The 24858-nt window shown below is 74.2% G+C and carries 23 protein-coding genes; 11 read left to right on the plus strand and 12 right to left on the minus strand.

Annotated features, from left to right (window positions below; translation table 11 throughout):
• Positions 1–480: 480 nt before the first annotated feature.
• From ABZ340_RS03735 to ABZ340_RS03755, 5 genes are read right to left on the minus strand one after another with little or no spacing between them, the layout of a single operon-like run.
• Positions 481–1278 carry a type III pantothenate kinase gene (locus ABZ340_RS03735; RefSeq protein WP_358780108.1) on the minus strand — a complete coding sequence of 266 codons (798 nt, stop codon included), beginning with the start codon at positions 1276–1278 and terminating at the stop codon, positions 481–483.
• Positions 1279–1294: 16 nt separating this feature from the next.
• Complete coding sequence (gene nadC, locus ABZ340_RS03740) at positions 1295–2272, minus strand: carboxylating nicotinate-nucleotide diphosphorylase (RefSeq protein WP_358780257.1); 978 nt, start codon at positions 2270–2272, stop codon at positions 1295–1297.
• A 5-nt stretch (positions 2273–2277) separates the two neighbouring features.
• Positions 2278–3984, minus strand: a complete 1707-nt coding sequence (locus tag ABZ340_RS03745; protein ID WP_358780109.1) for an L-aspartate oxidase — start codon at positions 3982–3984, stop codon at positions 2278–2280.
• Positions 3981–4961: a pantoate--beta-alanine ligase gene (panC, locus tag ABZ340_RS03750; RefSeq protein ID WP_358780258.1), complete on the minus strand. Its 981-nt coding sequence runs from the start codon at positions 4959–4961 to the stop codon at positions 3981–3983. The genes ABZ340_RS03745 and panC overlap by 4 nt, the downstream gene beginning before the upstream one ends.
• A gap of 26 nt (positions 4962–4987) precedes the next feature.
• Positions 4988–5932: a DUF2520 domain-containing protein gene (locus ABZ340_RS03755; protein WP_358780110.1), complete on the minus strand. Its 945-nt coding sequence runs from the start codon at positions 5930–5932 to the stop codon at positions 4988–4990.
• A gap of 266 nt (positions 5933–6198) precedes the next feature.
• Here ABZ340_RS03755 and ABZ340_RS03760 point away from each other — a divergent pair, with 266 nt between their 5' ends.
• On the plus strand, positions 6199–7485 hold the full coding sequence (locus ABZ340_RS03760; protein WP_358780111.1) for a beta-eliminating lyase-related protein: 1287 nt from the start codon (positions 6199–6201) through the stop codon (positions 7483–7485).
• A 39-nt stretch (positions 7486–7524) separates the two neighbouring features.
• On the opposite strand, the gene ABZ340_RS03765 is transcribed toward ABZ340_RS03760, so the two are convergent.
• Complete coding sequence (locus ABZ340_RS03765; RefSeq protein ID WP_358780112.1) at positions 7525–7740, minus strand: hypothetical protein; 216 nt, start codon at positions 7738–7740, stop codon at positions 7525–7527.
• 247 nt (positions 7741–7987) lie between these two features.
• Between ABZ340_RS03765 and ABZ340_RS03770 the strand changes: the two genes are divergently transcribed.
• On the plus strand, positions 7988–9091 hold the full coding sequence (locus ABZ340_RS03770; protein ID WP_358780113.1) for a DUF5937 family protein: 1104 nt from the start codon (positions 7988–7990) through the stop codon (positions 9089–9091).
• 21 nt (positions 9092–9112) lie between these two features.
• Here the strand turns inward: ABZ340_RS03770 and ABZ340_RS03775 are convergent, their stop codons facing one another.
• The 3 genes from ABZ340_RS03775 to ABZ340_RS03785 form a co-directional block, all read right to left on the minus strand.
• On the minus strand, positions 9113–9745 hold the full coding sequence (locus ABZ340_RS03775) for an AAA family ATPase (protein ID WP_358780114.1): 633 nt from the start codon (positions 9743–9745) through the stop codon (positions 9113–9115).
• A 53-nt stretch (positions 9746–9798) separates the two neighbouring features.
• Positions 9799–10470 (minus strand): response regulator transcription factor, encoded by a 672-nt coding sequence (locus ABZ340_RS03780; protein ID WP_358780115.1) that lies wholly within the window; start codon positions 10468–10470, stop codon positions 9799–9801.
• A gap of 88 nt (positions 10471–10558) precedes the next feature.
• Positions 10559–11761, minus strand: a complete 1203-nt coding sequence (locus tag ABZ340_RS03785; protein WP_358780116.1) for a sensor histidine kinase — start codon at positions 11759–11761, stop codon at positions 10559–10561.
• Between the two features lie 120 nt (positions 11762–11881).
• Between ABZ340_RS03785 and ABZ340_RS03790 the strand changes: the two genes are divergently transcribed.
• Complete coding sequence (locus ABZ340_RS03790) at positions 11882–13003, plus strand: SAM-dependent methyltransferase (protein WP_358780117.1); 1122 nt, start codon at positions 11882–11884, stop codon at positions 13001–13003.
• A gap of 160 nt (positions 13004–13163) precedes the next feature.
• Here ABZ340_RS03790 and ABZ340_RS03795 read toward each other — a convergent pair whose 3' ends face one another.
• Positions 13164–14315, minus strand: a complete 1152-nt coding sequence (locus ABZ340_RS03795; RefSeq protein ID WP_358780118.1) for an NADH-quinone oxidoreductase subunit D — start codon at positions 14313–14315, stop codon at positions 13164–13166.
• Positions 14316–14346: 31 nt separating this feature from the next.
• Between ABZ340_RS03795 and ABZ340_RS03800 the strand changes: the two genes are divergently transcribed.
• Both ABZ340_RS03800 and ABZ340_RS03805 read left to right on the plus strand, forming a co-directional pair.
• Complete coding sequence (locus ABZ340_RS03800; RefSeq protein ID WP_358780119.1) at positions 14347–14865, plus strand: PH domain-containing protein; 519 nt, start codon at positions 14347–14349, stop codon at positions 14863–14865.
• Between the two features lie 191 nt (positions 14866–15056).
• The gene (locus tag ABZ340_RS03805; protein ID WP_358780259.1) at positions 15057–16370 is read left to right on the plus strand and encodes a PH domain-containing protein; all 1314 of its coding nucleotides are present in this window, start codon (positions 15057–15059) and stop codon (positions 16368–16370) included.
• Between the two features lie 116 nt (positions 16371–16486).
• On the opposite strand, the gene ABZ340_RS03810 is transcribed toward ABZ340_RS03805, so the two are convergent.
• Positions 16487–17839: a hypothetical protein gene (locus tag ABZ340_RS03810; protein WP_358780120.1), complete on the minus strand. Its 1353-nt coding sequence runs from the start codon at positions 17837–17839 to the stop codon at positions 16487–16489.
• Between the two features lie 192 nt (positions 17840–18031).
• Positions 18032–19150, minus strand: coding sequence for an alpha/beta hydrolase-fold protein (locus ABZ340_RS03815; protein ID WP_358780121.1), 1119 nt, complete (start codon positions 19148–19150; stop codon positions 18032–18034).
• Between the two features lie 308 nt (positions 19151–19458).
• Here ABZ340_RS03815 and ABZ340_RS03820 point away from each other — a divergent pair, with 308 nt between their 5' ends.
• From ABZ340_RS03820 to ABZ340_RS03845, 6 genes are all read left to right on the plus strand, one after another.
• Positions 19459–21312 carry a phosphatidylglycerol lysyltransferase domain-containing protein gene (locus ABZ340_RS03820; RefSeq protein ID WP_358780122.1) on the plus strand — a complete coding sequence of 618 codons (1854 nt, stop codon included), beginning with the start codon at positions 19459–19461 and terminating at the stop codon, positions 21310–21312.
• Positions 21313–21478: 166 nt separating this feature from the next.
• On the plus strand, positions 21479–22417 hold the full coding sequence (gene folP / locus ABZ340_RS03825; RefSeq protein ID WP_358780123.1) for a dihydropteroate synthase: 939 nt from the start codon (positions 21479–21481) through the stop codon (positions 22415–22417).
• On the plus strand, positions 22414–22914 hold the full coding sequence (locus ABZ340_RS03830; protein WP_358780124.1) for a nuclear transport factor 2 family protein: 501 nt from the start codon (positions 22414–22416) through the stop codon (positions 22912–22914). The genes folP and ABZ340_RS03830 overlap by 4 nt, the downstream gene beginning before the upstream one ends.
• 363 nt (positions 22915–23277) lie before the next feature.
• The gene (gene folB / locus ABZ340_RS03835) at positions 23278–23637 is read left to right on the plus strand and encodes a dihydroneopterin aldolase (RefSeq protein ID WP_358780125.1); all 360 of its coding nucleotides are present in this window, start codon (positions 23278–23280) and stop codon (positions 23635–23637) included.
• Positions 23634–24245, plus strand: coding sequence for a 2-amino-4-hydroxy-6-hydroxymethyldihydropteridine diphosphokinase (folK, locus tag ABZ340_RS03840; protein WP_358780126.1), 612 nt, complete (start codon positions 23634–23636; stop codon positions 24243–24245). Before folB ends, folK begins: the two co-directional genes overlap by 4 nt.
• A 107-nt stretch (positions 24246–24352) precedes the next feature.
• Positions 24353–24844 carry a DUF3180 domain-containing protein gene (locus tag ABZ340_RS03845; protein WP_358780127.1) on the plus strand — a complete coding sequence of 164 codons (492 nt, stop codon included), beginning with the start codon at positions 24353–24355 and terminating at the stop codon, positions 24842–24844.
• The last annotated feature ends 14 nt before the right edge of the window (positions 24845–24858 follow it).

Consider the following 24858-nt stretch of genomic DNA (forward strand, 5'->3'; position numbering starts at 1 on the left):
GTGGGCATGCGGCGACGATACGCGCTAATCAGACAAACTCGGCATAGGGGGCGGGCGTGGCGTGGGGTTGCCACTCGGGTGGGGGTGCGGGGTGCCTCCGGCGGTGGGGCGGGGTGCCTGCGGCGCGGTCTGTGCGGGCGCCTTCGGTGGCGGAGGCGGGGAGCCTGTGCGGGTTGGGGGGTGGGGCGGGGTGCCTGCGGCGGTCTGTGCGGGTGCGGTGGGGGTGCGCCGTGGTGCCTGCGGCGCATGTGGGGCTCCGGTGGGGGGTGCGCGTAGCACCGGGTGCCGGTGCGTGGGGCGGGCCGCGGGCGGCTGGCGGGTCGTCCCACCGGGGCAGTCGTACGGGCGCTCCGCTGCGGCGCCGCGCGGGCGTGGGCAGGCGTGCCCCTGCCCGAAGAGCTTGGGGAGGCGACCCGTCGGCGCCGGGCCGTGGGGCCCACCCCGGCGGTCACCGTGCCGCCGGGGTGGGGAGGCGCCGGGCTACAGGCGGGACACGTTCCGCTCGTACACCAGGCGGAGGCCGATCAGGGTCAGCCACGGTTCGTGCTCGTCGATGACCGAGGACTCGCCCAGGACCATGGGCGCCAGGCCGCCGGTCGCGATGACGGTGACGTCGTCGGGGTCGTCGGCCAGCTCGCGGGCCATGCGGTTGACGACGCCGTCGACCTGGCCGGCGAAGCCGTAGACGATGCCGGCCTGCATGGCCTCGACCGTGTTCTTGCCGATCACGCTGCGCGGGCGGGCCACCTCGATCTTGCGGAGCTGGGCGCCCTTGACGCCGAGGGCGTCGACCGAGATCTCGATGCCGGGGGCGATGACCCCGCCGACGTACTCCCCGCGCGCGCTGACCGCGTCGAACGTCGTCGCCGTGCCGAAGTCGACGACGATCGCGGGGCCGCCGTAGAGGTCGACGGCCGCGACGGAGTTGATGATGCGGTCGGCGCCGACCTCCTTGGGGTTGTCGGTGAGGATGGGCACGCCCGTCTTGACGCCCGGTTCGACGAGGACGGCGGGGACGTCGCCGTAGTAGCGGCGGGTGACCTCGCGCAGCTCGTGCAGGACGGAGGGGACGGTCGCGCAGATGGCGATGCCGTCGATGCCGTCGCCGAGGCCGTCCCCGAGAAGGGGGTGCATGCCCATCAGGCCCTGGAGGAGGACCGCGAGCTCGTCGGCCGTGCGGCGCGCGTCCGTGGAGATGCGCCAGTGTTCGACGATCTCCTCGCCGTCGAAGAGGCCGAGGACGGTGTGGGTGTTTCCTACGTCGATCGTCAGCAGCATGACCGTATTCCTCCCCCTATTCCGCCGCTCGCAGATCCAGGCCGATGTCCAGGATGGGCGAGGAGTGGGTGAGGGCTCCCACGGCCAGGTAGTCGACGCCGGTGTCCGCGTACGCCTTGGCGTTGTCGAGGGTCAGGCGGCCCGAAGCCTCCAGCTTGGCGCGGCCGTCGACGATCGCCACGGCCTCCTCGCACTCGCCGGGCGTGAAGTTGTCCAGCAGGATCAGGTCGGCGCCGGCGTCCACGACCTCGCGGAGCTGGTGCAGGGTGTCGACCTCGACCTCGATGGGGACGTCGGGGAAGCGCTCGCGGACCGCCTGGAACGCCTGGGCGACGCCGCCCGCGGCGACCACGTGGTTGTCCTTGACCAGGGCGGCGTCGGAGAGGGACATGCGGTGGTTGACCCCACCGCCGCAGCGGACCGCGTACTTCTCCAGCGCGCGCAGGCCGGGGGTGGTCTTGCGGGTGTCGCGGACCTTCGCGCCGGTTCCCTCCAGGGCGTCCGCCCACGCGCGCGTGGCGGTCGCGATGCCCGACAGGCGGCACAGGATGTTCAGCGCGCTGCGCTCGGCGGTGAGCAGGTCGCGGGTGCGGGTGGTGACCGAGAGGAGCTTCTGGCCGGGCTCGACGCGGTCGCCGTCCTCGACGTGGCGCTCGACCTCGAACTCGTCCGTGCAGACGACGGACAGGACCGCCTCGGCGACCCGGAGACCCGCGACGACGCCGGCCTCGCGGGCGGTGAAGTCGACGGTGGCCACGGCGTCCTCGGGGATGGTCGCGACCGTCGTCACGTCCACGCCGTGGGCGAGGTCCTCCTGGAGGGCGACGTTGGCGATGTCCTCGACCTCGACGGGGTCGAGTCCGGCGTCGGCCAGGAGCTCGGCGAGGGCGGGGTCGAGGCCGCACTCCAGGTACGTGTCGTCGTCCGCGCCGCAGGCGCAGCCGTCGCCGCAGCCTCCGGTGGCGGAGGCGAGGGGAAGGTCGGGGGTGTTCACTGCTGTCACTGCTCCTGGGGCCGGGTGGTCGGGGGGAAGTCTGCGGTGTCCGTGGTGCGCACGGCCAGGGTCCGGTCCGGTGCGAGACGTACGACGACGTGGCGGCGCCAGTTCGTGTCGTCGCGCTCCGGGTGGTCCTCGCGCCAGTGGCAGCCGCGGGTCTCCTCGCGCAGCGCGGCGGCGGCGACCAGGGCGCGGGCGACGCACAGGAGGTTGGTGGTCTCCCAGGCGTCGACGCCGGGTTCGGCCGTCTTGCCGTGGTCGTCGAGGGCTTCGCGGGCCTCGGTGTGGAGCTGCCGGAGGCGGTCGGCGGCCTGCGCGAGGGAGGCGGCGGAGCGCAGGACTCCGGCGCCGTCCGTCATGATCCGCTGGATCGTGAAGCGGGCCTCCGGGGGGAGCAGGGGGTGCGCGGGCTGCTCGGGGGAGGCGATCGGGTGCGCCGCGCGCGCGTGGAGGCTGCCCGCCGCGCGGGCCGCCGCGATGTCGGCGGCGATGCGCTCGGCGTAGACGAGACCTTCGAGAAGGGAGTTGGAGGCCAGGCGGTTGGCGCCGTGCACGCCGGTGCAGGCGACCTCCCCGCACGCGTACAGGCCCGGGACCGTGGTGCGGCCGTGGGAGTCGGTGCGGACGCCGCCGGAGGCGTGGTGGGCGGCCGGGGCGACGGGGATGGGCTCGGTGACCGGGTCGATGCCGTGGGCGCGGCAGGCGGCGAGGATCGTCGGGAAGCGGTGCTCCCACATCTCGGCGCCGAAGTGGCGGGCGTCGAGGAACATGTGCTCGGCGTCCTGTTCCTGCATGCGGCGCAGGATGGCCTTGGCGACGATGTCGCGGGGGGCGAGTTCGGCCAGTTCGTGCTGTCCCTGCATGAAGCGCACGCCGTCGGCGTCGACCAGGTGGGCGCCCTCGCCGCGGACCGCCTCGGAGACGAGCGGCTGCTGGCCCTCCGCGTCCGCGCCGAGGAAGAGCACGGTGGGGTGGAACTGGACGAACTCCAGGTCGCTGACCTCGGCGCCCGCGCGCAGGGCGAGGGCGACGCCGTCGCCCGTGGAGACGGCGGGGTTCGTCGTCGCGGAGAAGACCTGGCCCATGCCGCCGGTGGCGAGGACCACGGCGGGGGCGTGGACCGCCCCGACGCCGTCGTGCTGGCCCTCGCCCATGACGTGCAGGGTGACGCCGGCGGTGCGGCCCTCGGCGTCGGTGAGGAGGTCCAGGACGAGGGCGTTCTCGATGGTGCGCATCCCGCGCGCGCGGACCGCCTCGACGAGGGCGCGGGAGATCTCCGCGCCGGTCGCGTCGCCGCCGGCGTGGACGATGCGGCGGCGGTGGTGGCCGCCCTCCCGGGTCAGTTCGAGGCCGCCGTCGGCGGACGCGTCGAACCGGGCGCCGGTGGCGATGAGGCGGCGTACGGCGTCGGGGCCCTCGGTGACGAGGATGCGGACCGCCTCCTCGTCGCACAGGCCGGCGCCCGCGACCAGGGTGTCGTCCAGGTGCTGTCCGGGGGTGTCGCCCTCGCCGAGGGCCGCGGCGACGCCGCCCTGCGCCCAGCGGGTGGAGCCGTCGTCGAGGCGCGCCTTGGTGACGACGACGGTGCGCAGGCCGGCGGCCTCGCAGCGCAGGGCGGCGGTGAGGCCGGCGATGCCGGAGCCGACGACCACCACGTCCGCGGCGATGGACCAGCCCGGGGCGGGCGCGTGCAGTCGTATGCCGGTCATGAGGCGGCTCCGAAGGTGAGAGGGATGTTGTCGATGAGCCGGGTCGTGCCGACGCGGGCGGCGACGGCGAGGACGGCCTCGCCGGTGTAGTCGTCGCCGACCTCGGTGAAGTCGGACGGGTCGACGAGGGCCAGGTAGTCCAGTTCGAGCGGCGGGTCGAGGCGGGCGGCCTCGTCCAGGACCTGGCGGGCCGCCGCGCGGACGGCGGCCGGGCCGCTGGGGCCCGCCTGGGCGACGGCGTGCGCGTCGGCCGCCGCGCGGGCCTCCCCCAGGGCGCTGAGCGCCTCGGCACGCGCGTGCGTGGCGGGCACCTCGCGGGCCCGCGCGCGCAGCGCCTCCTGCGCGGCGTGCCGGTCGCGGCCCGCGAACAGGGCCCGGGACAGGGACAGGGCCGTGCGCCGCTCCTGGGGGGAGAGGTAGCGGTTGCGGCTGGACAGGGCCAGGCCGTCCTCCTCGCGCACGGTGGGGACGCCGACGATCTCGACGCCGAAGTCCAGGTCGCGCACCATGCGGCGGATCAGGGCGAGCTGCTGGGCGTCCTTCTGGCCGAAGAACGCCACGTCGGGGCGGGTGAGGTGGAGCAGCTTGGCGACGACGGTGAGCATGCCGTCGAAGTGGCCGGGGCGCGAGGCGCCCTCCAGGCGCTCGCCCATGGCGCCCGCACGCAGGGTGATCCGCGGCTCGCCGTCCGGGTACATCTCGTCGGCGGACGGCGCGAACACGATGTCCGCGCCCGCCTGCTCGGCGGTCTTCAGGTCGGCGTCGAGGGTGCGCGGGTAGCGGTCGAGGTCCTCACCCGCGCCGAACTGGAGCGGGTTGACGAAGACGGTGACGGTCACGAAGCCCTCGCGGCCGACGTGCTCGCGGGCGGCCCGGATCAGGGTCGCGTGGCCCTCGTGCAGGGCGCCCATCGTCATGACGACGGCGGTGCGGCCCGGCACGGCGCGGTGCCCCAGGACGCGGTCCAGGCCGTCCAGGGTCGGGACGAGTTCGAAGTCGGTCTTCACGGTCGGTCTCCCCCGTTCTCGGGGTTCTCGGGCGGCGTCGCTCCGCCGGCGAGGACACCCAGCAGGTCTTCGGCCAGTTCGGGCTTGAGCAGCCCGTGGGCGAGCGCCCGGTCGGCGGTCGCGCGGGCCATCGCCAGGTAACCGGCGACGGCCTGCGGGGCGTGCCGGCGCAGTTCGGCGACGTGCGCGGCGACGGTGCCCGCGTCCCCGCGCGCGACGGGGCCGGTCAGGGCCGCGTCGCCGGAGCGCAGGGCGTTGTCCAGGGCGGCGCCCAGCAGCGGGCCGAGCATCCGGTCGGGGGCCGAGACGCCGGCGGTGCGCAGCAGCTCCAGGGACTGGGCGACCAGGGTGACCAGGTGGTTGGCGCCGAGGGCGAGCGCCGCGTGGTACAGCGGGCGCTTGTCCTCGTCGATCCACTCCGGCTCGCCGCCCATCTCGACGACGAGGGCCTCGGCGGCCAGCCGCAGCTCCTCGGGCGCGGTGACGCCGAACGAGCACCCGGCCAGGCGCTGCACGTCGACGGGGGTGCCGGTGAAGGTCATCGCCGGGTGCAGGGCCAGCGGCAGGGCGCCGGCGCGCAGGGCGGGGTCGAGCACCTTCGCGCCGTACCGCCCGGAGGTGTGCACCAGCAGCTGGCCCGGCCGTACGGCGCCGGTGTCGGCGAGCCCGGCCACGAGTCCGGGCAGGGCGTCGTCCGGGACGGTCAGCAGGACCAGCTCGGCGCGGTCGAGCACCTCGGCGGGCGGGACGAGGGGCACGTCGGGCAGCAGGGCCGCCGCGCGCCGTCTGGAGGCCTCGGAGACTCCGGAGGCGGCCACCGGGCGGTGCCCGGCGAGCTGGAGGGACGCGGCCAGCGCGGGGCCCACGCGGCCGGCGCCTACGACGCCGACGGTGAGCCGCGCGGGGCGGTCCCTGGGATCTGGCTGTGAGGGTGTGTTCACGCGACGGCGGCCTTCCCGTTCCAGTCCGCTCCGGGTACCGGACGATTTCTCGTCATGTTAACGCGATCGGTTCGAGCGGCGTTCGGTCGTCCACAGGCTGTGGGTTTCCGGGCGGGGGCGGGGCACGCGCGCGTGCCGGAAGTCCCCAGGTCGTGAGGGGAGGTCCCCGGGCCGTGAGCGGAGGCCCCCAGGTCGTGAGCGGAGGTCCCCAGGCCGTGCGGGAGACCCGCGTGCCCGCGCGGGGCGCCGCACGGCATGATCCGGACATGAGCGATACGGCACGGCAGGACGGGCGGCGGACCGGGGACACGGACGGGGAGCCGCCGGAGGGGGAGCGGCGCGAGCGGTTCCGGCAGCGGCGCCTGGCCGCGCACCGCGGCGCGCGGCGGGTGCTCGCCCGCCCGGGGTTCCTCGCCACCCTGCGGGAGCGGCTGGCGCTGCTGGACGGGGCGGCGGAGCTGCACGACCTGGACGAGGCGGCGGACCGGTACGGCGACGGCGTCGTCGAGGAGGTGGAGGCGAGGACCGCCGCGCTGCTGGGCACGGAGGCCGCCGCCTTCTTCCCGACGGGCACGATGGCCCAGCAGGTGGCCCTGCGGTGCTGGGCCGGCCGCACCGGCAGCCCGGTCGTCGCCCTGCACGCCCTCAGCCATCCCGAGGTGCACGAGCGGCATGCGTTCAGCCAGGTCGGCGGCCTGCGTCCGGTGCGGGTCGCGAGCGCTCCCCGGCCGCCGACGGCCGACGAGGTCCGCGACCTCGAAGAGCCCTTCGGGACGCTGATGCTGGAGCTGCCCCTCAGGGACGCCGGTTACGTGCTGCCCTCCTGGGAGGAGCTCACCGCCGTGGTGGAGGCCGCGCGGGAGCGCGACGCGGTGGTCCACTTCGACGGGGCCCGCCTGTGGGAGACCACCGTCCACTTCGGGCGGCCCCTGGACGAGATCGCCGGCCTCGCGGACAGCGTGTACGTGTCGTTCTACAAGTCCCTCGACGGGTTCGGCGGCGCCGCCCTCGCCGGTCCGCGCACGCTCGTGGAGGAGGCGAAGGTCTGGCGGCACCGTTACGGCGGCACGGTGTTCCAGCAGTTCCCGACGGCCCTGTCGGCGCTGGCCGGCCTGGAGCGTGAGCTGCCCCGGCTGCCGCAGTACGTCACCCACGCGCGCGTGGTGGCCGCCGCGCTGCGCGCGGGCCTCGCGGCGGCCGGGGTGCCGTGGGCGCGCGTGCACCCGGAGGTGCCGCACACCCACGAGTTCCAGGTCTGGCTGCCGTACGACGCCGACGCCGTCGCGGAGGCCGCCGTCCGGCAGGGCGAGGAGACGGGGACCCTGCTCTTCGCCCGGCCGTGGGAGGCCGCCGGCCCGGGGCTGGCCAGGACCGAGGTCGGCGTGGGGGCCGAGGGGCTCGCGTGGACGGCCGCCGAGGTGGAGGCGGCGGCCGTCGCCTTCGTCTCCCGGTTGCGCGAGGAGGCGGGCGAGCCGGAGGACGGCTTCGGGGGGCTCAGGGTCTCGGGAGCCTCGGGGGACTCGGGGGACTCGGGGGACTCGGGGGACTCATAGGTCTCATAGACCTCATAGGTCTCGGAGGTCTCGGAGGTCTCAAGAGGTAGAGCGCGGTCGTGGATGGAGCCACCGGTCCAGGGTGAGCCGTAGCCTCCCCCGGGCCGGGCGCTCCGCCACGACCGCCCGGAACGCCCGGTGGTCGCGCCACTCGCGTACGACCCGCCGGTCGTGGGCGCCGGGCGCGGGAGGCACCGGCTCGCCGAGCTGCCGGGCGCGGTAGGTGTCGAGGACGTACTGCTGGGTGACGCTCATGGCTGGCTCGCCTCTCGGGTCGTGGGCTCGTGGGCTCGTGGGCTCGTGGGCTCGTGGGCTCGTGGGCTCGTGGGCTCGTGGGAAGGGTGTCGTGGGGCGGGTGTCGTGGGGCGGGGGCGGAGTCCGGAAGGTTCCGCCGTGGCCCCCTGATTCCAGGGTTGAGCCTGGTCACGGCACGTGTCGCGTCGATTGGCAGGAGCCGTCAATCGACGCGTGCGCTGTCGGTGGCGGGGTGCACCATGAGGTCATGAGCGTGTGCATCGACATCACCGGGCTGCCGCCGGAGCGGATCTGTGTCGTCCCGTCTCCCCTGGCCGAGCTCGGCATGGCGCTGCACGCGCTCAGCGAGCCCGGCCACCACCCGGGTCTCCAGGGCTGGGCGACGTCGGTGACCGCGCGGCTGCGGCCCGATCTGGCCGACCGGCTGTGCGAGGCGGACTTCCTGTGGCGTACGACGTTCTCCGACGTCTTCGCCCCGTTCGCCGGCATCCCCGGCCGCAGAGCGGTCCCGGGCGCCACGCTCGCCGAGGAGCTCGACCTGCTGGACAAGCTGACCGACGAGCAGTTCGTGCTCGTGGCGCTGGAGTTCACCTGCCAGTTCCGTTACGACACCGAGGACGCGAGCCCGCTGCACAACGACGCCATGCGGCAGCGCGCGCTGGAGCTCGCCCTGGCGCGCGGCGCCCTCCAGGAGCGGTTCACCCGGCGGCTGCTCCAGGACCCGCCTGCCGTGCGCGCCTGGTTCCGGCAGCTGGTGGAGGACTGCGAGGAGGCGTTCTTCGCGGACATCTGGGCCCGGGTCCAGCCGCAGCTGGCGGCGGACGCCCGGCACAAGACCGAGCTGCTGCGCCGCAAGGGCCTGGCGGAGGCCCTCGCCGCGGTGTCCCCGGCGGTCGCGCTGGACGACGAGTCCGGGATGATCATCGTGGACAAGCTGTCCGTGGGCCGTACGGCCACCGGTGACGGCGGTCTCGTCCTCGTCCCCACCAGTCTGGGCTGGCCGCACGTGATGGTCCTGCACCGGTTCGGATGGCAGCCCGCCATCACCTACCCCGTCAGCGGCTCCGGCCCGCAGGCACCCTCCGTGGAGCAGCTCGCCCTCCGCCTGGAGGCACTCGCCCACCCGGTGCGGATGCAGCTGTGCCGCCATCTGGCCCGCGCGCCCTACACCACCAGCGAACTGGCGGACGCGCACGGCATGTCGGCGCCCGAGATATCCCGGCACCTGGGCGTGCTGAAGAAGGCCGGGCTGATCACGACCCGCCGCCGCGGCCGCTACGCGCAGCACCAGCTGGAGCTGTCGGCGGTGGTCCGGCTGGGCAGCGACTTCATCGAGGGCGTGCTGCGCTGACCGCGCCGTGCGCGGCGCCGCTCAGTCGAACCGGATGTGGCGGAGGCCGACCGCGGCCTGCCGCAGGCGCGTCCGCAGCGGACCCTCGGTGTGGGGGCGGAGCGTGAGCCCGGCCAGCGCGGCGATCCGGTCCGCGGTCTGTGCCACGGTGGTGTGGTCCGTCCACAGGTGCTCGGCGAACTCCGGCTCGCGCAGCCGCTCCAGACAGTGGTCGAGCCGCCGTACGGCCCAGCTCTCGCGGTGCGGCACGGCCTCCTTGCCGGTGACGTACCGCAGGACGTGTCCCAGGCCGCGCTCGCGCAGGCGCCTCAGCACGGTCTCGCGTTCGGCGAGGAGCGTGAAGTGCCGTACGTCGTGGCCGGTTTCCCGCAGCCGGCCGACGGTCTCGGCGAAGTACCGGGGGTCGGTGACCGTCATCGGCGCGATCACCACGCCGTCGTGCCGGGACAGGGCCAGGTCGAGGACCTCGACCACGCCCTGCCGCCAGGACACCAGGTCCTGGAAGTCCCCGCGCAGTGCGGGGGGCAGCATGCGGCGCAGGCCGAAACCGGCGTGCTCGGGGTCGCAGATCACGCTGCCGGGCAGGCGGCGCAGGAGCTCGTGCGCGGTCTGTGTCTTCCCGCCCCCGAACGGGCCGTTGATCCACAGGAGCATGCGCCGGTCCGGCCGGTCCGGCCGGTCCGCCGACGACCGCGGCGGGCGGGCCGTCAACCGTGCCCCCCGGCCCGCACCAGCCCCGTCTCGTACGCCAGGACCACCACCTGCACCCGGTCCCTGAGGCCCAGCTTGGTCAGGATGCGGCCCACATGCGTCTTCACGGTCGCCTCCGACAGCACCAGCCGGGCCGCGATCTCGCCGTTGGACAGGCCCTGGGCCACCAGCATCATCACCTCCCGCTCCCGGTCGGTGAGCCGCTGGAGCTCCTTGTGCTGCGGTTCCTTGACGGTGCTGGGCAGCATCGGCGCGAAGCGGTCGAGGAGGCGGCGGGTGGTCGAGGGGGCCACCACCGCGTCGCCGCTGTGCACGGCGCGGATCGCGGCGAGCAGTTCACCGGGCGGCACGTCCTTGAGCATGAAGCCGGAGGCGCCCGCCTTCAGCGCCGAGAAGGCGTACTCGTCGAGGTCGAAGGTGGTCAGGATCAGCACCTTCGGCGCGCCGGGGTCCGCGCAGACACGGCGGGTGGCCTCCACGCCGTCCAGCCTGGGCATGCGGACGTCCATCAGCACCACGTCGACGGGGGTCGTCTCCAGGACCCGGATGGCCTCGACGCCGTCCCCGGCCTCCGCCACGACCTCCATGTCCGGCTGGGCGGCGAGCACCATCCGGAACCCGGTGCGCAGCAGCACCTGGTCGTCGACGAGCATCACGCGGATCGTCATGAGGGCCTCTTCCATGTCCGTCTGCCGGGGGGCGCCGGGGTCGTTGCGGGTGTCGACGCGGTGCGTGCGCAGGCGTCGGTGTGCTGCGTCAGTGTGCGGGTTTGAGCGGGAGCAGCGCGCTGATGCGGAATCCTCCGCCCGGCCGCGGTCCGGCGTCCAGCGTGCCACCGACCATGCCGACCCGTTCGCGCATGCCGATCAGGCCGTGGCCCTGGCCGTCGAGGCCGCCCTTCTCGTACAGCTCGTACGGGGCGCCCTTGCCGTCGTCCTCCACCAGCAGACCGAGCCCGTCGTCGAAGTAGACCAGGCGCACGCTGGCGCCCGCGCCCGGCCCGCCGTGCTTGCGGGTGTTGGTGAGCGCCTCCTGCACGATGCGGTACGCGGTCAGCTCGACGCCGCTGGGCAGCGGGCGCGGGGTGCCCTCGATCTTGAAGTCGACCGGCAGGCCGGATCCGCGGCACTGCTCGACCAGGTCCTCGATCTGCCGGACGTCGGGCTGCGGGACGTACTCGCCGCTCTCCTGGTGCTCGCCGGTACGCAGCACGCCGAGCAGGCGGCGCATCTCGGCGAGGGCCTGGCGGCCGGTGGAGGAGATGGTCTCCAGCGCCTTCTTCGCCTGGTCGGGCGCGGTGTCGATGACGTAGGCGGCGCCGTCGGCCTGCACCACCATCACGGAGACGTTGTGGGCGACGACGTCGTGCAGTTCGCGGGCGATGCGGGCGCGTTCGGCGGCGACCGCCACCTTCGCCTGCGCCTCGCGCTCCTTCTCCAGCCGGGCGGCGCGCTCCTCCAGCTGCGTGAAGTAGGCGCGGCGCGTGCGCATGGAGTCGCCGAGCACCCACGCGAGGGCGAAGGGGACGGTCTGGAAGACCGCCCCGGCGATGTTGTTGGCGACGCCGACGTCGTCGTTGTACCAGCGCACCTGCGCCACCGACGCCGCGCACAGGCCCATCGCCAGCGCCAGCCGGGAGGCCCAGCGGGCGCCGACCGCGGCCACGGTGTAGACGATCACCAGGAAGGCGAAGTCGGCGACCATCGTCTCGACGTCCAGCACCAGCTGTGCCAGGCCCAGCCCGATGGCCAGCACCAGCATCTTCTCCGGCATCCGGCGGCGCAGCGCGACGACCAGGCACAGCAGCACGGCGACCGGGACGACCCGCAGCGGCGCGTCGGTGCCCTGCTCCGCCTGCCGGCCCGCCTCACCCATCATGGTGATCCCGAACAGGACGAGAGCCCAGAAGCCGTCGACCCCGGTCGGGTGCCTGCGGAGGAAGTCGTAGAGGCGCTGCACGTAACCCAGCGTAGGGAAGGGTGATGTGTGCGGGGGTCAACCGGAGGGCCGATCCCGGCAGGTCCGTGTACTCCGCAAGGTGGAGGGCCCGCTCTCTTGTGCGCTTAGCCTGGGCCGGTGATGCCGGTGACAGCAGGGACGAATGGTGCGGGCGAGTGGCGGGGGTGGCGTGCGGCGGCGCGGGACGCGCTGTACGGGCCGCGGGGGTTCTACCGCCGGCCGGAGGGGCCCGCGGGGCACTTCCGTACGTCCGTGCACGCCTCGCGGCTGTTCGCGCGGGCGGTGGCGCGGCTGCTGTGCCGCGTCGACGCGGCGCTGGGGCGGCCCGCGCGGCTGGACTTCGTGGACATGGCGGCCGGGCGGGGCGAGCTGGTCACCGGTGTCCTCGCCGCGCTGCCCGCCGACGTGGCCGCCCGCACGCGCGCGTACGCCGTCGAGATCGCCGGCCGGCCCGACGGGCTCGATCACCGGATCGAGTGGCTCGCGGAGCCGCCGCGGGGGATCACGGGGCTGCTGTTCGCCAACGAGTGGCTGGACAACGTACCGGTGGAGGTCGCGGAGACGGACGCGGCGGGCGTGGTGCGGCGGGTCCTCGTCCGGGACGACGGGACCGAGCGGCTCGGGGAGCCGGTGACCGGCGCGGACGCGGAGTGGCTCCGGCGGTGGTGGCCGCTGCCGGCCGGGGAGGGGCCGAGCGGGGAGGGAGCGACCGGGGCGGGACCCGCTGGGGCGGGACCCGCTGGGGAGGGACCCGCTGGGGAAGGACCGGCCGGGGAGGGACCGGCCGAGGAAGGGTTTCGGGCCGAGATCGGTCTGCCCCGGGACAAGGCGTGGGCGTCCGCCGTCGGGACGCTCGGCCGGGGACTGGCGGTGGCCGTCGACTACGCGCACACGCGGGAGACCCGTCCGCCCTTCGGGACGCTCACCGGCTTCCGGGAGGGGCGGGAGACGGCGCCCGTGCCGGACGGGTCGTGCGACATCACGGCGCACGTCGCCCTGGACGCGTGCGCGGCGGCGTGCGCGCTCCCCGGTACCCGTCTGCTCCCCCAGCGCGACGCCCTGCCCGCCCTCGGGATCACCGGCGCACGCCCCCCGCTCTCGCTCGCCTCCACCGACCCCGCCGGGTACGTCCGCGCCCTCGCGAGCGCCGGAGAGGCCGCCGAGCTCACCGCGCCGGGCGGGCTGGGCGACTTCGTGTGGCTGCTCCAGCCGGTGGGGATCCCGGACGTGCTCGCGCCCTGAGACGCCACCGCCGCGCAGAGACCGGTCCGTCTCGCGTGCCCTGTTCGCCGGTCCGTCTCGCGTGCCCTGTTCGCCGGTCCGTCTCGCGTGCCCTGTTCGCCGGCCCGCCTCGCGTGCCCTGTTCGCCGGCCCGCTCGCCTCGCCCGCCGGCCCGCTCGCCCTACTTGTCGATGTCCCCCACCACGAAGAACATCGACCCCAGGATCGCCACCATGTCCGCGACCAGCGTCCCGGGCAGCAGTTCCGTCAGGGTCTGGACGTTGTTGTACGAGGCCGAGCGCAGCTTCAGCCGGTACGGGGTCTTGTCGCCCTTGCTGACCAGGTAGTAGCCGTTGATGCCGAGCGGGTTCTCGGTCCACGCGTAGGTGTGTCCCTCGGGCGCCTTCAGCACCTTCGGGAGCCGCTGGTTGATCGGCCCGGGCGGCAGCTCGGCGAGCCGGTCCAGGCAGGCGTCGGCCAGGTCGAGGGCGTTGTGCGTCTGCTCCAGCAGGCACTCGAAGCGGGCGAGACAGTCGCCCTCCTGCCGGGTGACCACCTTCAGGGTGTCCTGGAGTTCGCCGTACGCGAGGTACGGCTCGTCGCGCCGCAGGTCGAAGTCGACGCCGGAAGCGCGCGCGATCGGCCCGCTCACCCCGTAGGCGTGCACGGTCTCGGGCGCGAGCGTGCCCACGCCGCGCGTGCGCCCCCGGAAGATCTCGTTGCCGAGGACGAGGTCGTCGAAGACGTCCATGCGGGAGCGGACGGCGGACACGGCGGCACGCGCGCGTGCGGTCCATCCGGCCGGCAGGTCCTCCTTGAGGCCGCCGACGCGGTTGAACATGTAGTGCATACGGCCGCCGGAGAGCTCCTCCATGACGTTCTGGAGGGTCTCGCGCTCCCGGAACGCGTAGAAGACCGGCGTGATACCGCCCAGTTCCAAGGGGTAGGAGCCGAGGAACATCAGGTGGTTGAGCACCCGGTTCAGCTCGGCGAGCAGCGTCCGGGTCCACACCGCGCGCGCGGGGACCTCCATGCCGAGCATCCGCTCCACGGCGATGACCACGCCCAGCTCGTTGGAGAACGCCGAGAGCCAGTCGTGACGGTTGGCGAGCACGATGATCTGGCGGTAGTCACGCGCCTCGAACAGCTTCTCCGCACCGCGGTGCATGTAGCCGATCACGGGCTCCGCGCGGGTGATGCGCTCACCGTCCAGGACCAGCCGCAGCCGCAGCACACCGTGCGTGGACGGGTGCTGGGGCCCGATGTTCAGCACCATGTCGGTGCTCTCCGCGGCGCCGCCGATACCGACCATGGTCTCCGTCGTAGGAGTCATGGGAACAGTCTCTCCTACGTACGCTGGCCCCATGGAGACGGGGAGCCCGGACGACACGGGGACGGCGACGGGGACGGCGGCGGGGGACGAGCCGGTGTGGACCGGCCTGCCCCCCGGTCTGTTGCGGATGAGGCGCCTGTTGCTGGTGGTGTGGCTGGGGCTGCTGGCGTTCGGCCTCGGCGTGCTCCTGTGGTGGCTCGCCGGCCCGGCGTGGGCGGCGTTCGCGCTGCTGCCGCTCGCCCTGGCGGCCTGGGGCTGGGTGATGCTGGAACGCAACTGGCGGTCCTGGCGGTACGCCGAGCGCGCCGACGACCTGCTGATCAGCCGGGGCGTGCTGTGGCGGGAGGAGACCGTCGTGCCGTACGGGCGGATGCAGCTGGTGGAGGTCACCTCCGGGCCGGTCGAGCGGCACTTCGGACTGGCCAGCGTGCAGTTGCACACCGCCGCCGCCGCGACCGACGCGACCATCCCGGGCCTGGACCCGGCCGAGGCGGAACGGCTCCGCGACCGGCTCACCGAGCTGGGCGAGGCACGATCGGCGGGGCTGTGACAACGCCGAAGGGCCCGGAGGGCGAGGGCGCGCGGGACATACCGGAGGCGACGCGGGAGATACCGGGCGCGGCACGGGAGATACCGGGCGTGGCACGGGACACACCGGAGGCGGCGCAGGAGACACCGGAGGCGGCGCAGGAGACACCGGAGGCGGCGCGGGAGACGCGGGGCCACGGGGCCGAGCGGCGGCTGCACCCCGTCACGCCGCTCAGGCGGGCGTGGGCGCCGGTCGCCGTACTCGTCGGATGGGCCGCGCACGACCCCGACGGAGCGCAGCGCCAGCTGACCCGGCTCACCACGACCACGCTGCTGATCGGCCTCGCCGTACTCCTCCCCGCCGCCGCCCTGTACGGCTTTCTGACCTGGTGGTTCACGCACTTCGCGGTGACCGACACGGAACTGCGCATCCGGACCGGGCTGCTGTTCCGGCGCACCGCGCACATCCGGCTGGAACGCATCCAGGCCGTCGACGTGACCCAGCCGCTGCTCGCGCGGGTCGTGGGAGTGGCCAAGCTGAAACTCGACGTCATAGGGACCGGCAAGAAGGACGAGCTCGCGTTCCTCGGCGCCGGCGAGGCGCGGGCGCTGCGGGCCGAACTGCTCGCGCGGGCGGCCGGTTTCGCCCCCGAGACCGCCCACGAGGTCGGCGAGGCCCCGTCCACACGGCTGCTGCGCGTGCCGCCCGGCGTCCTCGCCGTCTCGCTGCTGCTGACCGGCGCGACCTGGGGCATGCTGGCCGCCGCCGTCGCCGTACCGGCCCTGCTGTGGATGGCCACCCACAACCTGTGGACGGTCCTCGCGACCGCCCTGCCGCTGGCGGGCGCGGCGGGCGCGCGCAGCGTGGGGCGGTTCGTCGCCGACTACGACTGGACGGTCGCCGAGTCCCCGGACGGGCTGCGCCTGGACCACGGACTGCTCGACCGGGCCCATGAGACGGTGCCCCCGGGGAGAGTGCAGACCGTGCGGATCATCGAGCCACTGCTGTGGCGGCGATGGAGGTCCCCCCGCTCGGGCGGAGCCGAGAACGGGGGAGGCTGGGTGCGGGTGGAGCTGGACGTGGCCGGATCGTCCAACTCCGTGCTGCTGCCGGTCGCCCCGCGCGAGATCGCCGAATCCGTGATCGCGCGCGTGCTGCCCGGCGTGACCGTCCCGCCCCGGTCGTCGCTGTCCCGTCCGCCGCGGCGGGCCGGATGGTGCCGGCCGCTGTGGTGGCGCGGTTACGGGCTCACCGTCACCGACGCCGTGTTCGCCACCCGGCACGGGCTGCTGCGGCGCAGCCTGGCACTGGTGCCGCACGCCAAGGTGCAGAGCGTCCGCCTGACCCAGGGGCCGTGGCAGCGGGCACGAGGGCTCGCCCACGTCCGTGTGGACACGGGGGCGAACAAGACCGTCACGGCGCGGTTGCGCGACGCCGGGGAGGCGGCGGAACTGCTGCGGGCGCAGGCGGAACGGTCGCGGACGGGGCGGCGGGACGCGCGGCCGGACCGGTGGATGGCCCCGTAGGTCTCCGTAAGGGCCCCGTGCGTCCACAGGGCCACAGGGACCGCACAGCCCGCACGGCCCACACGGCCCACACGGCCCACACGTCCCCCGTACGGCCTGCGCCCGCCCGTCGCCATTCAGGACGCGGCGGTCCTGAGGTCCTGTACGTCGATCTGTTCCGTCTCGTCGTGTGCCGTCAGGTCGATGACCTGGCTCTCCTGCGGCGGCTGTGCGCCCTCCCGCTCCGGCCGCTCCCCGGTCTCGGCCTGGTGCAGTGCGAGAGCCTCCTGGCCGACGATGTCGGCGAGGTCCTCGTCCTGGACGGCCTCCAGGGCGCTGGGCGACGCCGCCCGCGCCCCCGGCTGCACCCGCGTCCGTGCCTGCGGCTGCGGCTCCGGCTGCGACTGCTGCTCCGACTGCTGTTCCGACTGCTGTTCCGACTGCGGCTTCGTGCTCTTCGTGCTCTTGGAGCTCTTGGTGCCGAAGAAGTCGAAACCGCCCTCGGTCACCGGGCGCCGCGCGGGAGCGGGCGGTACGACGGCCGCCGCGGCCGGTACCGCGAAGTTTCCGGCGGACTGCCGCGGGGCGGGCCCGGTCACCACGTCTGTACCCGTGCCCGTGCCCGTGCCCGTGCCCGTGCTCGCGACCATACCCGTACCCGTACCCGTACCTGTGCCCGTGCCCGTGCCCGTACCCGTGCCCGTGCCCGTGCTCGCGACCGTACCCGTACCTGTGCCCGTGCCCGTGGACTCCCCTGCCGCCTCGGCACCGCCGCCACCACCGGAGCCCCGATCGGCACCGCCACCGTCACGACCGTCGCCCCCGTCGCCGGGCGCCGCCGCGCCACCGAGCCGCGACAGCGCCATGCCGGCCCGCAGGAACAGCCGGGCGCCCTCCGGGGAGAAGACGCCGGGGGTCTTCGGTTCCTCGCCGGCGACGCGGGCGGACTCGGTGCCGCCCGCCTCCGGCGCCCGCACCGCCGCCTCGCGGACCGCCGCCTCGCGGGCCGCCGCCTCGCGGGCCTCCGTCCCCCGCGCGGCCACCGGCCGGCCCGTCTCCAGGGCGCGTGCCGGGGACGCGGCCCCGATCTCCAGCAGTCGGCGGCCCTCCAGCGCACCGGCGCGTTCGGTCTCCGCCGTGGCGTAGCGCCGCAGCAGGGCGGCGTGTTCGTTGCGCAGCGCCTGCAGTTCCGTCCGCTTGGCGCGCAGCCGCTGCTCCAGGCGGGCCCGCAGCTCGCGCGACTCCTCCAGGTCGGTCTCCAGTTCGGCGACGCGTTCCTCGTGACGCCACTCGTCGCTCGCACGCGCGCGCGTGAGTTCGGCGACGCGCTTGCCCGCCTGCGTGTCCCAGTGGCGCATGACGAACGCGCCGGTGATCGCCGTCACCGCGGCGACCGCGGCCAGTGCGCGGAGCACCACCGGTTCGCTGAACACCCAGGGGCCCAGGGCGCAGACGAGGGAGACGCCTGCGATCGCCGACGGCGGAAGCATTCTGTGCAAGGGAGGGGAATGACGGTGACGTCCACGTGGCATGGCCAGAAACTTACCGCGCGTAGGTGTTTCTTGGCTCCCCACCCCATAAAAACACAGGTGGTTCCGAAGGGTTCACACAGCATCAGGAATCGGCACACCGACCGGACGGCCGAATTCAACCAAGATCATTTTCAGTGGCCGTTCACCCGCTCAGCCGTTCAGCCGTCCGCCGATCCACTGCAACGCCGAGGGAATCTCCCGCCGCCAGGTATTGAAGTTGTGGCCGCCTCTTTCGAGGATGATCGACGAGATCCGCGTCCGCCCCGTCGCCTTCACCGCCTCTATGAACTCCAGCGTGTCCTTGTAGTTGGACTCGCCGCTCCTGCTGCTGGTGACGAGCAGTGAGGTGCCCGGCGCGGGCGCGTGTTCCAGGTACCACCGCAGGTCCGCCCGATTCTCGAGTTCCTCGTCACCCTGGAAGAGATCACCGGTGGTCGGGTCGACCGGCGCCTCGTAGTACGCGGACAGGCCGGCTCCGGCGGCGTACGTCCCGGGATGGTGCAGGGCCAGCTTCAGCGCGCAGTAACCACCCGTGGAATTGCCGATGATGCCCCAGCTTCCGGGCTCGCGGCCCACCCGGTAGTGGGTGAGTACGGCGTCGGGCAGGTCCCTGGCGAAGAACGACTCCGTCTGGGGGCCGCCGGGGATGTCCACGCACTCGGTGTCCCTCGGCGGCGCCACCGTCGGCCGCAGCATCACCAGGATCATCGGCTGCATACGGCCGCTCTTGGCCAGGTCCAGCGCCGTGCTCGGGTAGTTCAGCTTGTCCACCAGCGCCTCGGCCGTCCCCGGGTAGCCGGTCAGGACGACCGCCGCGGGGAACGTGCGCGTGCGGTACCGCGGCTGGAAGTACTCCGGCGGCAGGTAGACGTAGGCGGGCGTGGCGATACGGGACGTACGGCCCACGATCTCCACCTTCTGGATCTGCCCGCCGGTCTCCGGCCGGGCGCCGCCCGGTGCCTTCACCTGCCGCGTGCCGGTCACCCGCAGCGGCCCGTCCCGGCCCTCGGCGTGGTCGACGACCACGCCCTGCCCGGTCTCCCGCCCGAAGAGGTCCGCCCAGCCCGCGTAGAAGCCGAACGCCTGGTTGGCGGCGAGCCCCACCGCGGCGAACAGCGCCAGCTGCGTGGCCAGCAGCAGCCCGACCCGCCCGGCGACGGCCCGCACGGAGCGCCGGGCCAGCCGCGGCCACAGCCACACCGTGCCGACGAACAGCAGCACGGCGAACACCACCGCCAGCGCCAGCACCTTGCCGCTTGTGAGACCCATGCGTCGCTACCTGCCTGTGCTCCGTGCCGGGCACTCCGGCCCCCGCGGCCCCCCCGCGCGGGCCCGGCCCGGTCCTTCCGTGACCGTGGAAGCTTTCCATGGCCTGTGAAACCACTTCGGGGAGCCCAGTGAACCTCTCTCCCCGAGACACCGTCCTAGAGGGCGCAATGTCGCCGGATGCCCGATCGGCACCGGATCCAAGCTCCTTCGCACAACCACGGGATGCGATGTCTGCCAGGACAGATGAGGAAATGTCGGGCGAGGTTCCCCGAGACTCCCAGGGCTCTCAGGGCTCTCAGGGCTCCCAGATGCCCCAGAGCTCCCAGAGCTCCCAGAGCTCCCAGAACTCTCAGGACCCCCAGCCCAGGAACCGGGCGAGCCGCGTACGGCGTCTGCTCCGCGGCCCGCGTCCCGAGGCCGTCCCCGTCCTCGTCGGACGTGCCTGCGCCCTGGTGGGCCTGCTGGACATCGCCGCGGGCGTCTTCCCCAGGTTCCGGCACAGCCGTATGCACGCCCTCGCCGAGGTGCTGCCGGGCGCGCTCGGCCCGTTCACCGCCGCGCTCTCCCTCAGCGCCGGCGTGCTGTTGCTGCTGCTCGCCCACGGGCTCAAGCGCGGCAAGCGCCGGGCGTGGCGCGCCGCCGTGGCCCTGCTCCCGGCCGGCGCCGTCGCCCAGTTCGCCTACCGGCACTCGCTGGCGGGCGCCGCCCTCTCGGTGGTGCTGCTGTGGGCCGTCCTGCACCACCGCGACCAGTTCGCCGCGCTGCCCGACCCGCGCAGCCGGTGGCGGGCGCTGGCCAACTTCGTGCTCATGGGCGCCGGCTCCCTCGCCCTCGGGCTGGTCGTCGTCAGCGCCCACCCCGGCCGCATGGTCGGCGACCCCAGCCTCGCCGACCGCCTCACCCACGTCCTGTACGGCCTGTTCGGTTTCGAGGGTCCCGTCGACTACCGGGGCACCACCTCCTGGACGGTCGCCTTCTCCCTCGGCGCCCTCGGCCTGCTCACCGCCGTCACCACCATCTACCTGGCCTTCCGCCCCGAACACCCCGCCGCCCGCCTCACCGAGGAGGACGAGGAACGCCTGCGCGCCCTGCTGGCCCGGCACGGCGGCCGGGACTCCCTCGGCCACTTCGCGCTGCGCCGCGACAAGGCCGTCGTCTTCTCGCCCAGCGGCAAGGCGGCGGTGACGTACCGCGTCGTCTCCGGAGTGATGCTCGCCAGCGGCGACCCGATCGGCGACGTCGAGGCGTGGCCCGGCGCCATCGAACGCTTCATGGACGAGGCCCGCGCCCACTCCTGGACCCCCGCCGTCATGGGCTGCTCGGAGACCGGCGGCCAGGTGTGGACCCGCGAGACCGGGCTCGACGCCCTCGAACTGGGCGACGAGGCGGTGGTGGACGTCGGGGATTTCTCGCTCGCCGGCCGCGCGATGCGCAATGTGCGCCAGATGGTCAAGCGCATCGAGCGCGCCGGTTACGAGACCCGGGTACGACGCGTCCGTGACCTCGGCGAGGCCGAGCTGGACCGCATCCGCCGCGCCGCCGACGACTGGCGCGGCACCGACACCGAGCGCGGCTTCTCCATGGCGCTCGGCCGCCTCGGCGACCCCGCCGACGGCGACTGCCTCGTCGCCACCGCCCACAGAGCCGACGCCGAACCGGGACCGTACGGCGATCTGAAGGCGGTCCTGCACTTCGTGCCCTGGGGCGCCGACGGGGTCTCGCTGGACCTGATGCGGCGCGACCGCGCGGCCGACCCCGGCATGAACGAGCTGCTCATCGTGGCCGCCCTCCAGGCGGCGCCGAGGCTCGGCATCGAGCGCGTGTCCCTGAACTTCGCGATGTTCCGCTCGGCGCTGGCGCGTGGCGAGAAGATCGGCGCGGGTCCGGTGCTGCGGGCCTGGCGGGGGCTGCTGGTGTTCCTCTCCCGGTGGTTCCAGATCGAGTCCCTGTACAAGTTCAACGCCAAGTTCCAGCCCCGCTGGGAGCCCCGCTTCGTCGTCTACCGCGCCTCGGCCGACCTGCCGCGCATCGGCTTCGCCGCCCTCCAGGCGGAAGGTTTCGTCACCCTCTCCGCACTGCTGCCGCGCTTCCTGCGCCGCCACGCGGGCACGCCGCGCCCGTGCGCCCACCGGGTGCCGGAACGGGACGTACGGGCGGCATGACACCCGGCGCCCGGCCGCACCCCGGCCACGCACCGGCCGCACCCCGGCCACGCACCGGCCGCACCCCGGCCACGCACCGGCCGCACCCCGGCCACGCACCGGCCGCACCCCGGCCTCACACCGGCCACGCACCATGGCGGCCATCCGCTGGGCCTACGCTGAACACATGAACAACCAGACCGGCCGCCGCCACGTGGCGGGCCTGCCCGCATGGGACCGCTGCGCGGTCATGGGGGTCGTGAACGTCACCCCCGACTCCTTCTCCGACGGCGGTCGGTGGTTCGACACGACGGCTGCCATCAAGCACGGCCTCGATCTGGTCGCCAAGGGCGCGGACCTCGTCGACGTCGGCGGCGAGTCGACCCGCCCCGGCGCCACCCGCGTCGACGAGGCGGAAGAGCTCCGGCGGGTCGTCCCCGTCGTCCGCGGACTGGCCTCCGAGGGCGTCACGGTCTCCGTCGACACCATGCGCGCCTCGGTCGCCGAGCAGGCCCTCGCGGCCGGCGGCGTCCTCGTCAACGACGTCAGCGGCGGCCTCGCCGACCCCCGGATGCTCCCGGTCGTCGCGGACGCCGGTGCCCCCTTCGTGGTCATGCACTGGCGCGGTTTCCTGGAGGGCGGCAACGTCCGGGGCGTGTACGACGACGTGGTCGGCGAGGTCGTCGGCGAACTGCACGCGCGCGTGGAGGCCGTCCTGGAGGCCGGCGTCGCCGCCGGCCGGATCGTCGTCGACCCCGGTCTCGGCTTCTCCAAGGACGCCGACCACGACCTGGCGCTCCTCGCCCGCCTCGACCGTCTGCTGGGCCTCGGCCACCCGCTGCTGGTCGCCGCCTCCCGCAAGCGGTTCCTCGGCCGGGTCCTCGCCGGGCCGGAGGGCTCCGTGCCGCCCGCGCGGGAGCGCGACGCGGCCACGGCCGCCGTCTCCGCCCTCGCGGCCCACGCCGGCGCGTGGGCGGTGCGGGTGCACGAGGTGCGCGCGACGGCGGACGCGGTGCGGGTCGCCCGCGCCGTCGAAGGAGCGCGTGCCGCGACGGACGGCACGCACACCGGCACGGCGGCAGACACCGGCACGGAAACGGTCGCCGGCACAGAGGAAGCCCGGTGAGCGCCCACACCGACGTCGAGCAGGTCGAGGCCGCCAACACCGCCTTCTACGAGGCGGTCGAGCGGGGCGACTTCGAGGAGGTGTCCTCGCTCTGGCTCACCCCGTCCGACCTGGGCGTCGACGAGACGTACCACGACCCGGCGGACGCCGGCGTGGTCTCCTGCGTGCACCCCGGCTGGCCGGTCCTCACCGGCCGCGGCGAGGTCCTGCGGTCGTACGCGCTGATCATGGCGAACACCGACTACATCCAGTTCTTCCTCACCGACGTGCACGTCTCCGTCACCGGCGACACCGCCGTGGTGACCTGCAGCGAGAACATCCTCAGCGGCGGCCCCGCCCCGGCCGACGGCGACGAGCTCGGCCCGCTCGTCGGCCAGCTCGTGGTCGCCACCAACGTCTTCCGGCGCACGCCCTCCGGCTGGAAACTCTGGTCGCACCACGCCTCCCCCGTCCTGGCCGAGAACGGCGAGGACGAAGCGGAGGACACCCCCTCCTGAGTGGGTAGACGGCCCACAGGGACAGGACGGGGACAGAGACAGGAACGGGACAGGAACAGGGCGGGCACGGAGACCGGCCGGAGGCGGAGCCCGCCCTGCCGGGACCGGCCGGAGCGAGGACGAGAGCGAGGACGAGGAGGGAAGTGGCTGGAATCACGGACCGCCGGGCAACGGCGGCCACCAGCCCGTGAGCCGCCGGGTTCTCCAGGGCGAACGCCGGGTGAAACCTCACGGCGACCGCGCCGGCCCACACCCCCGCGGCCCGGCGCTGTCGGTGCTCGCGGGTAGATTCGACCCCAGGCCGGCGTGCCGCCCGCACGCGGCACCGGCCGGCCGAGACCGACGACTGCAGGAGTGATTCGCGTGGATCGTGTCGCGCTGCGCGGCCTGAAGGCCCGCGGGCACCACGGTGTGTTCCCCAAGGAGCGCGAGGAGGGCCAGACCTTCATCGTGGACCTCGTCCTCGCCGTGGACACCCGGTCGGCCGCGGCCGACGACGACCTGGCGAAGACCGTGCACTACGGCATCGTGGCCGAGGAGGTCGTGGCCGCCGTGGAGGGCGAGCCCGTCAATCTCATCGAGACGCTCGCCGAACGCATCGCCCAGGTCTGCCTGAAGCACGACGGGGTGGAGGAGGTCGAGGTCTGCGTCCACAAGCCGGACGCGCCGATCACCGTGCCCTTCGACGACGTGACCGTCACCATCACCCGGAGCCGCGTATGACCGCCTCGTTCACCGGGGGTCCCAGCGACCCGACCGTCCAGCCGGTGCCCGCCTCCGTCGTCGAGAAGGTCGACGCCGCCGACACCACCCTGCACAACCCCAAACGGGCCGTGATCTCCCTCGGCTCCAACCTCGGCAACCGCCTGGAGACCCTCCAGGGCGCCATCGACGCCCTGGAGGACACCCCGGGCGTGCGCGTCAAGGCGGTCTCCCCGGTGTACGAGACGGAGCCGTGGGGCGTGGAGCCCGGCAGCCAGCCCTCGTACTTCAACGCGGTCGTGGTCCTCAAGACGACCCTGCCCCCGTCCTCCCTGCTGGAGCGGGCGCAGGCCGTCGAAGAGGCCTTCCACCGGGTCCGGGACGAGCGCTGGGGCGCCCGCACCCTCGACGTCGACATCGTCGCGTACGCCGACGTCGTCTCCGACGACCCGCAGCTCACCCTCCCCCACCCCCGCGCCCACGAACGCGCCTTCGTCCTCGCCCCCTGGCACGACCTGGACCCCGCCGCCCGGCTGCCCGGCCGCGGACCGGTCGCCGATCTCCTGGAGGCGGTCACCCGGGACGGCGTCACGCCCCGCGGGGACCTGGAACTGAGGCTGCCCGAGTAGCCGTTAAGGTCGACAGCGCCGGCCGACAGCGCCAAAGGCGCCGGGACGGCCACCGTCCGGACCACCGGGAGACCGGCCCGGACCTCCGGGGATTGCGAAAGGACACCGTGAGAGAGCTGCGCATCAGGGTGCTGGCCGGCGTCTTCGTCGTCGCCGGCGTCCTGTCCTGGGCGGGCGCCCGCCTGTGGAACTCGGTCGGCACGCTCCCCAGCGTCCCGCTGGCCGCCCCCGTCGTCCTCGCCCTGATCGCCGTGGTCCTGCTGGCCACGGCGCTCTCGCTGCGCGCCCGCCTGCGGGCCCAGCGCGAGCGCCGCCCCGGCGCCAAGGGCGTCGACCCCCTGATGGCGGCCCGCGCGGTCGTCTTCGGCCAGGCCAGCGCCCTGGTCGCCGCCCTCGTCGCCGGCGTGTACGGCGGCACGGGCGTCTTCCTGCTGGAGTCCCTCGACATCCCGGCCCGCCGCGACCAGGCCGTCTACGCCGGTTTCTCGGCCCTGGCGGCCGTCGGCGTGATAGCGGCGGCCGTCTTCCTGGAGCGGGTGTGCAGGCTCCCGGAGGACGACGAGGACGACGGCGGCCCGGGGGCGGCACCGGCGGCCTGAGGGCGCGACGACGC

This window comes from Streptomyces sp. NPDC006134, from assembly GCF_040628835.1.
Taxonomy (GTDB): domain Bacteria; phylum Actinomycetota; class Actinomycetes; order Streptomycetales; family Streptomycetaceae; genus Streptomyces.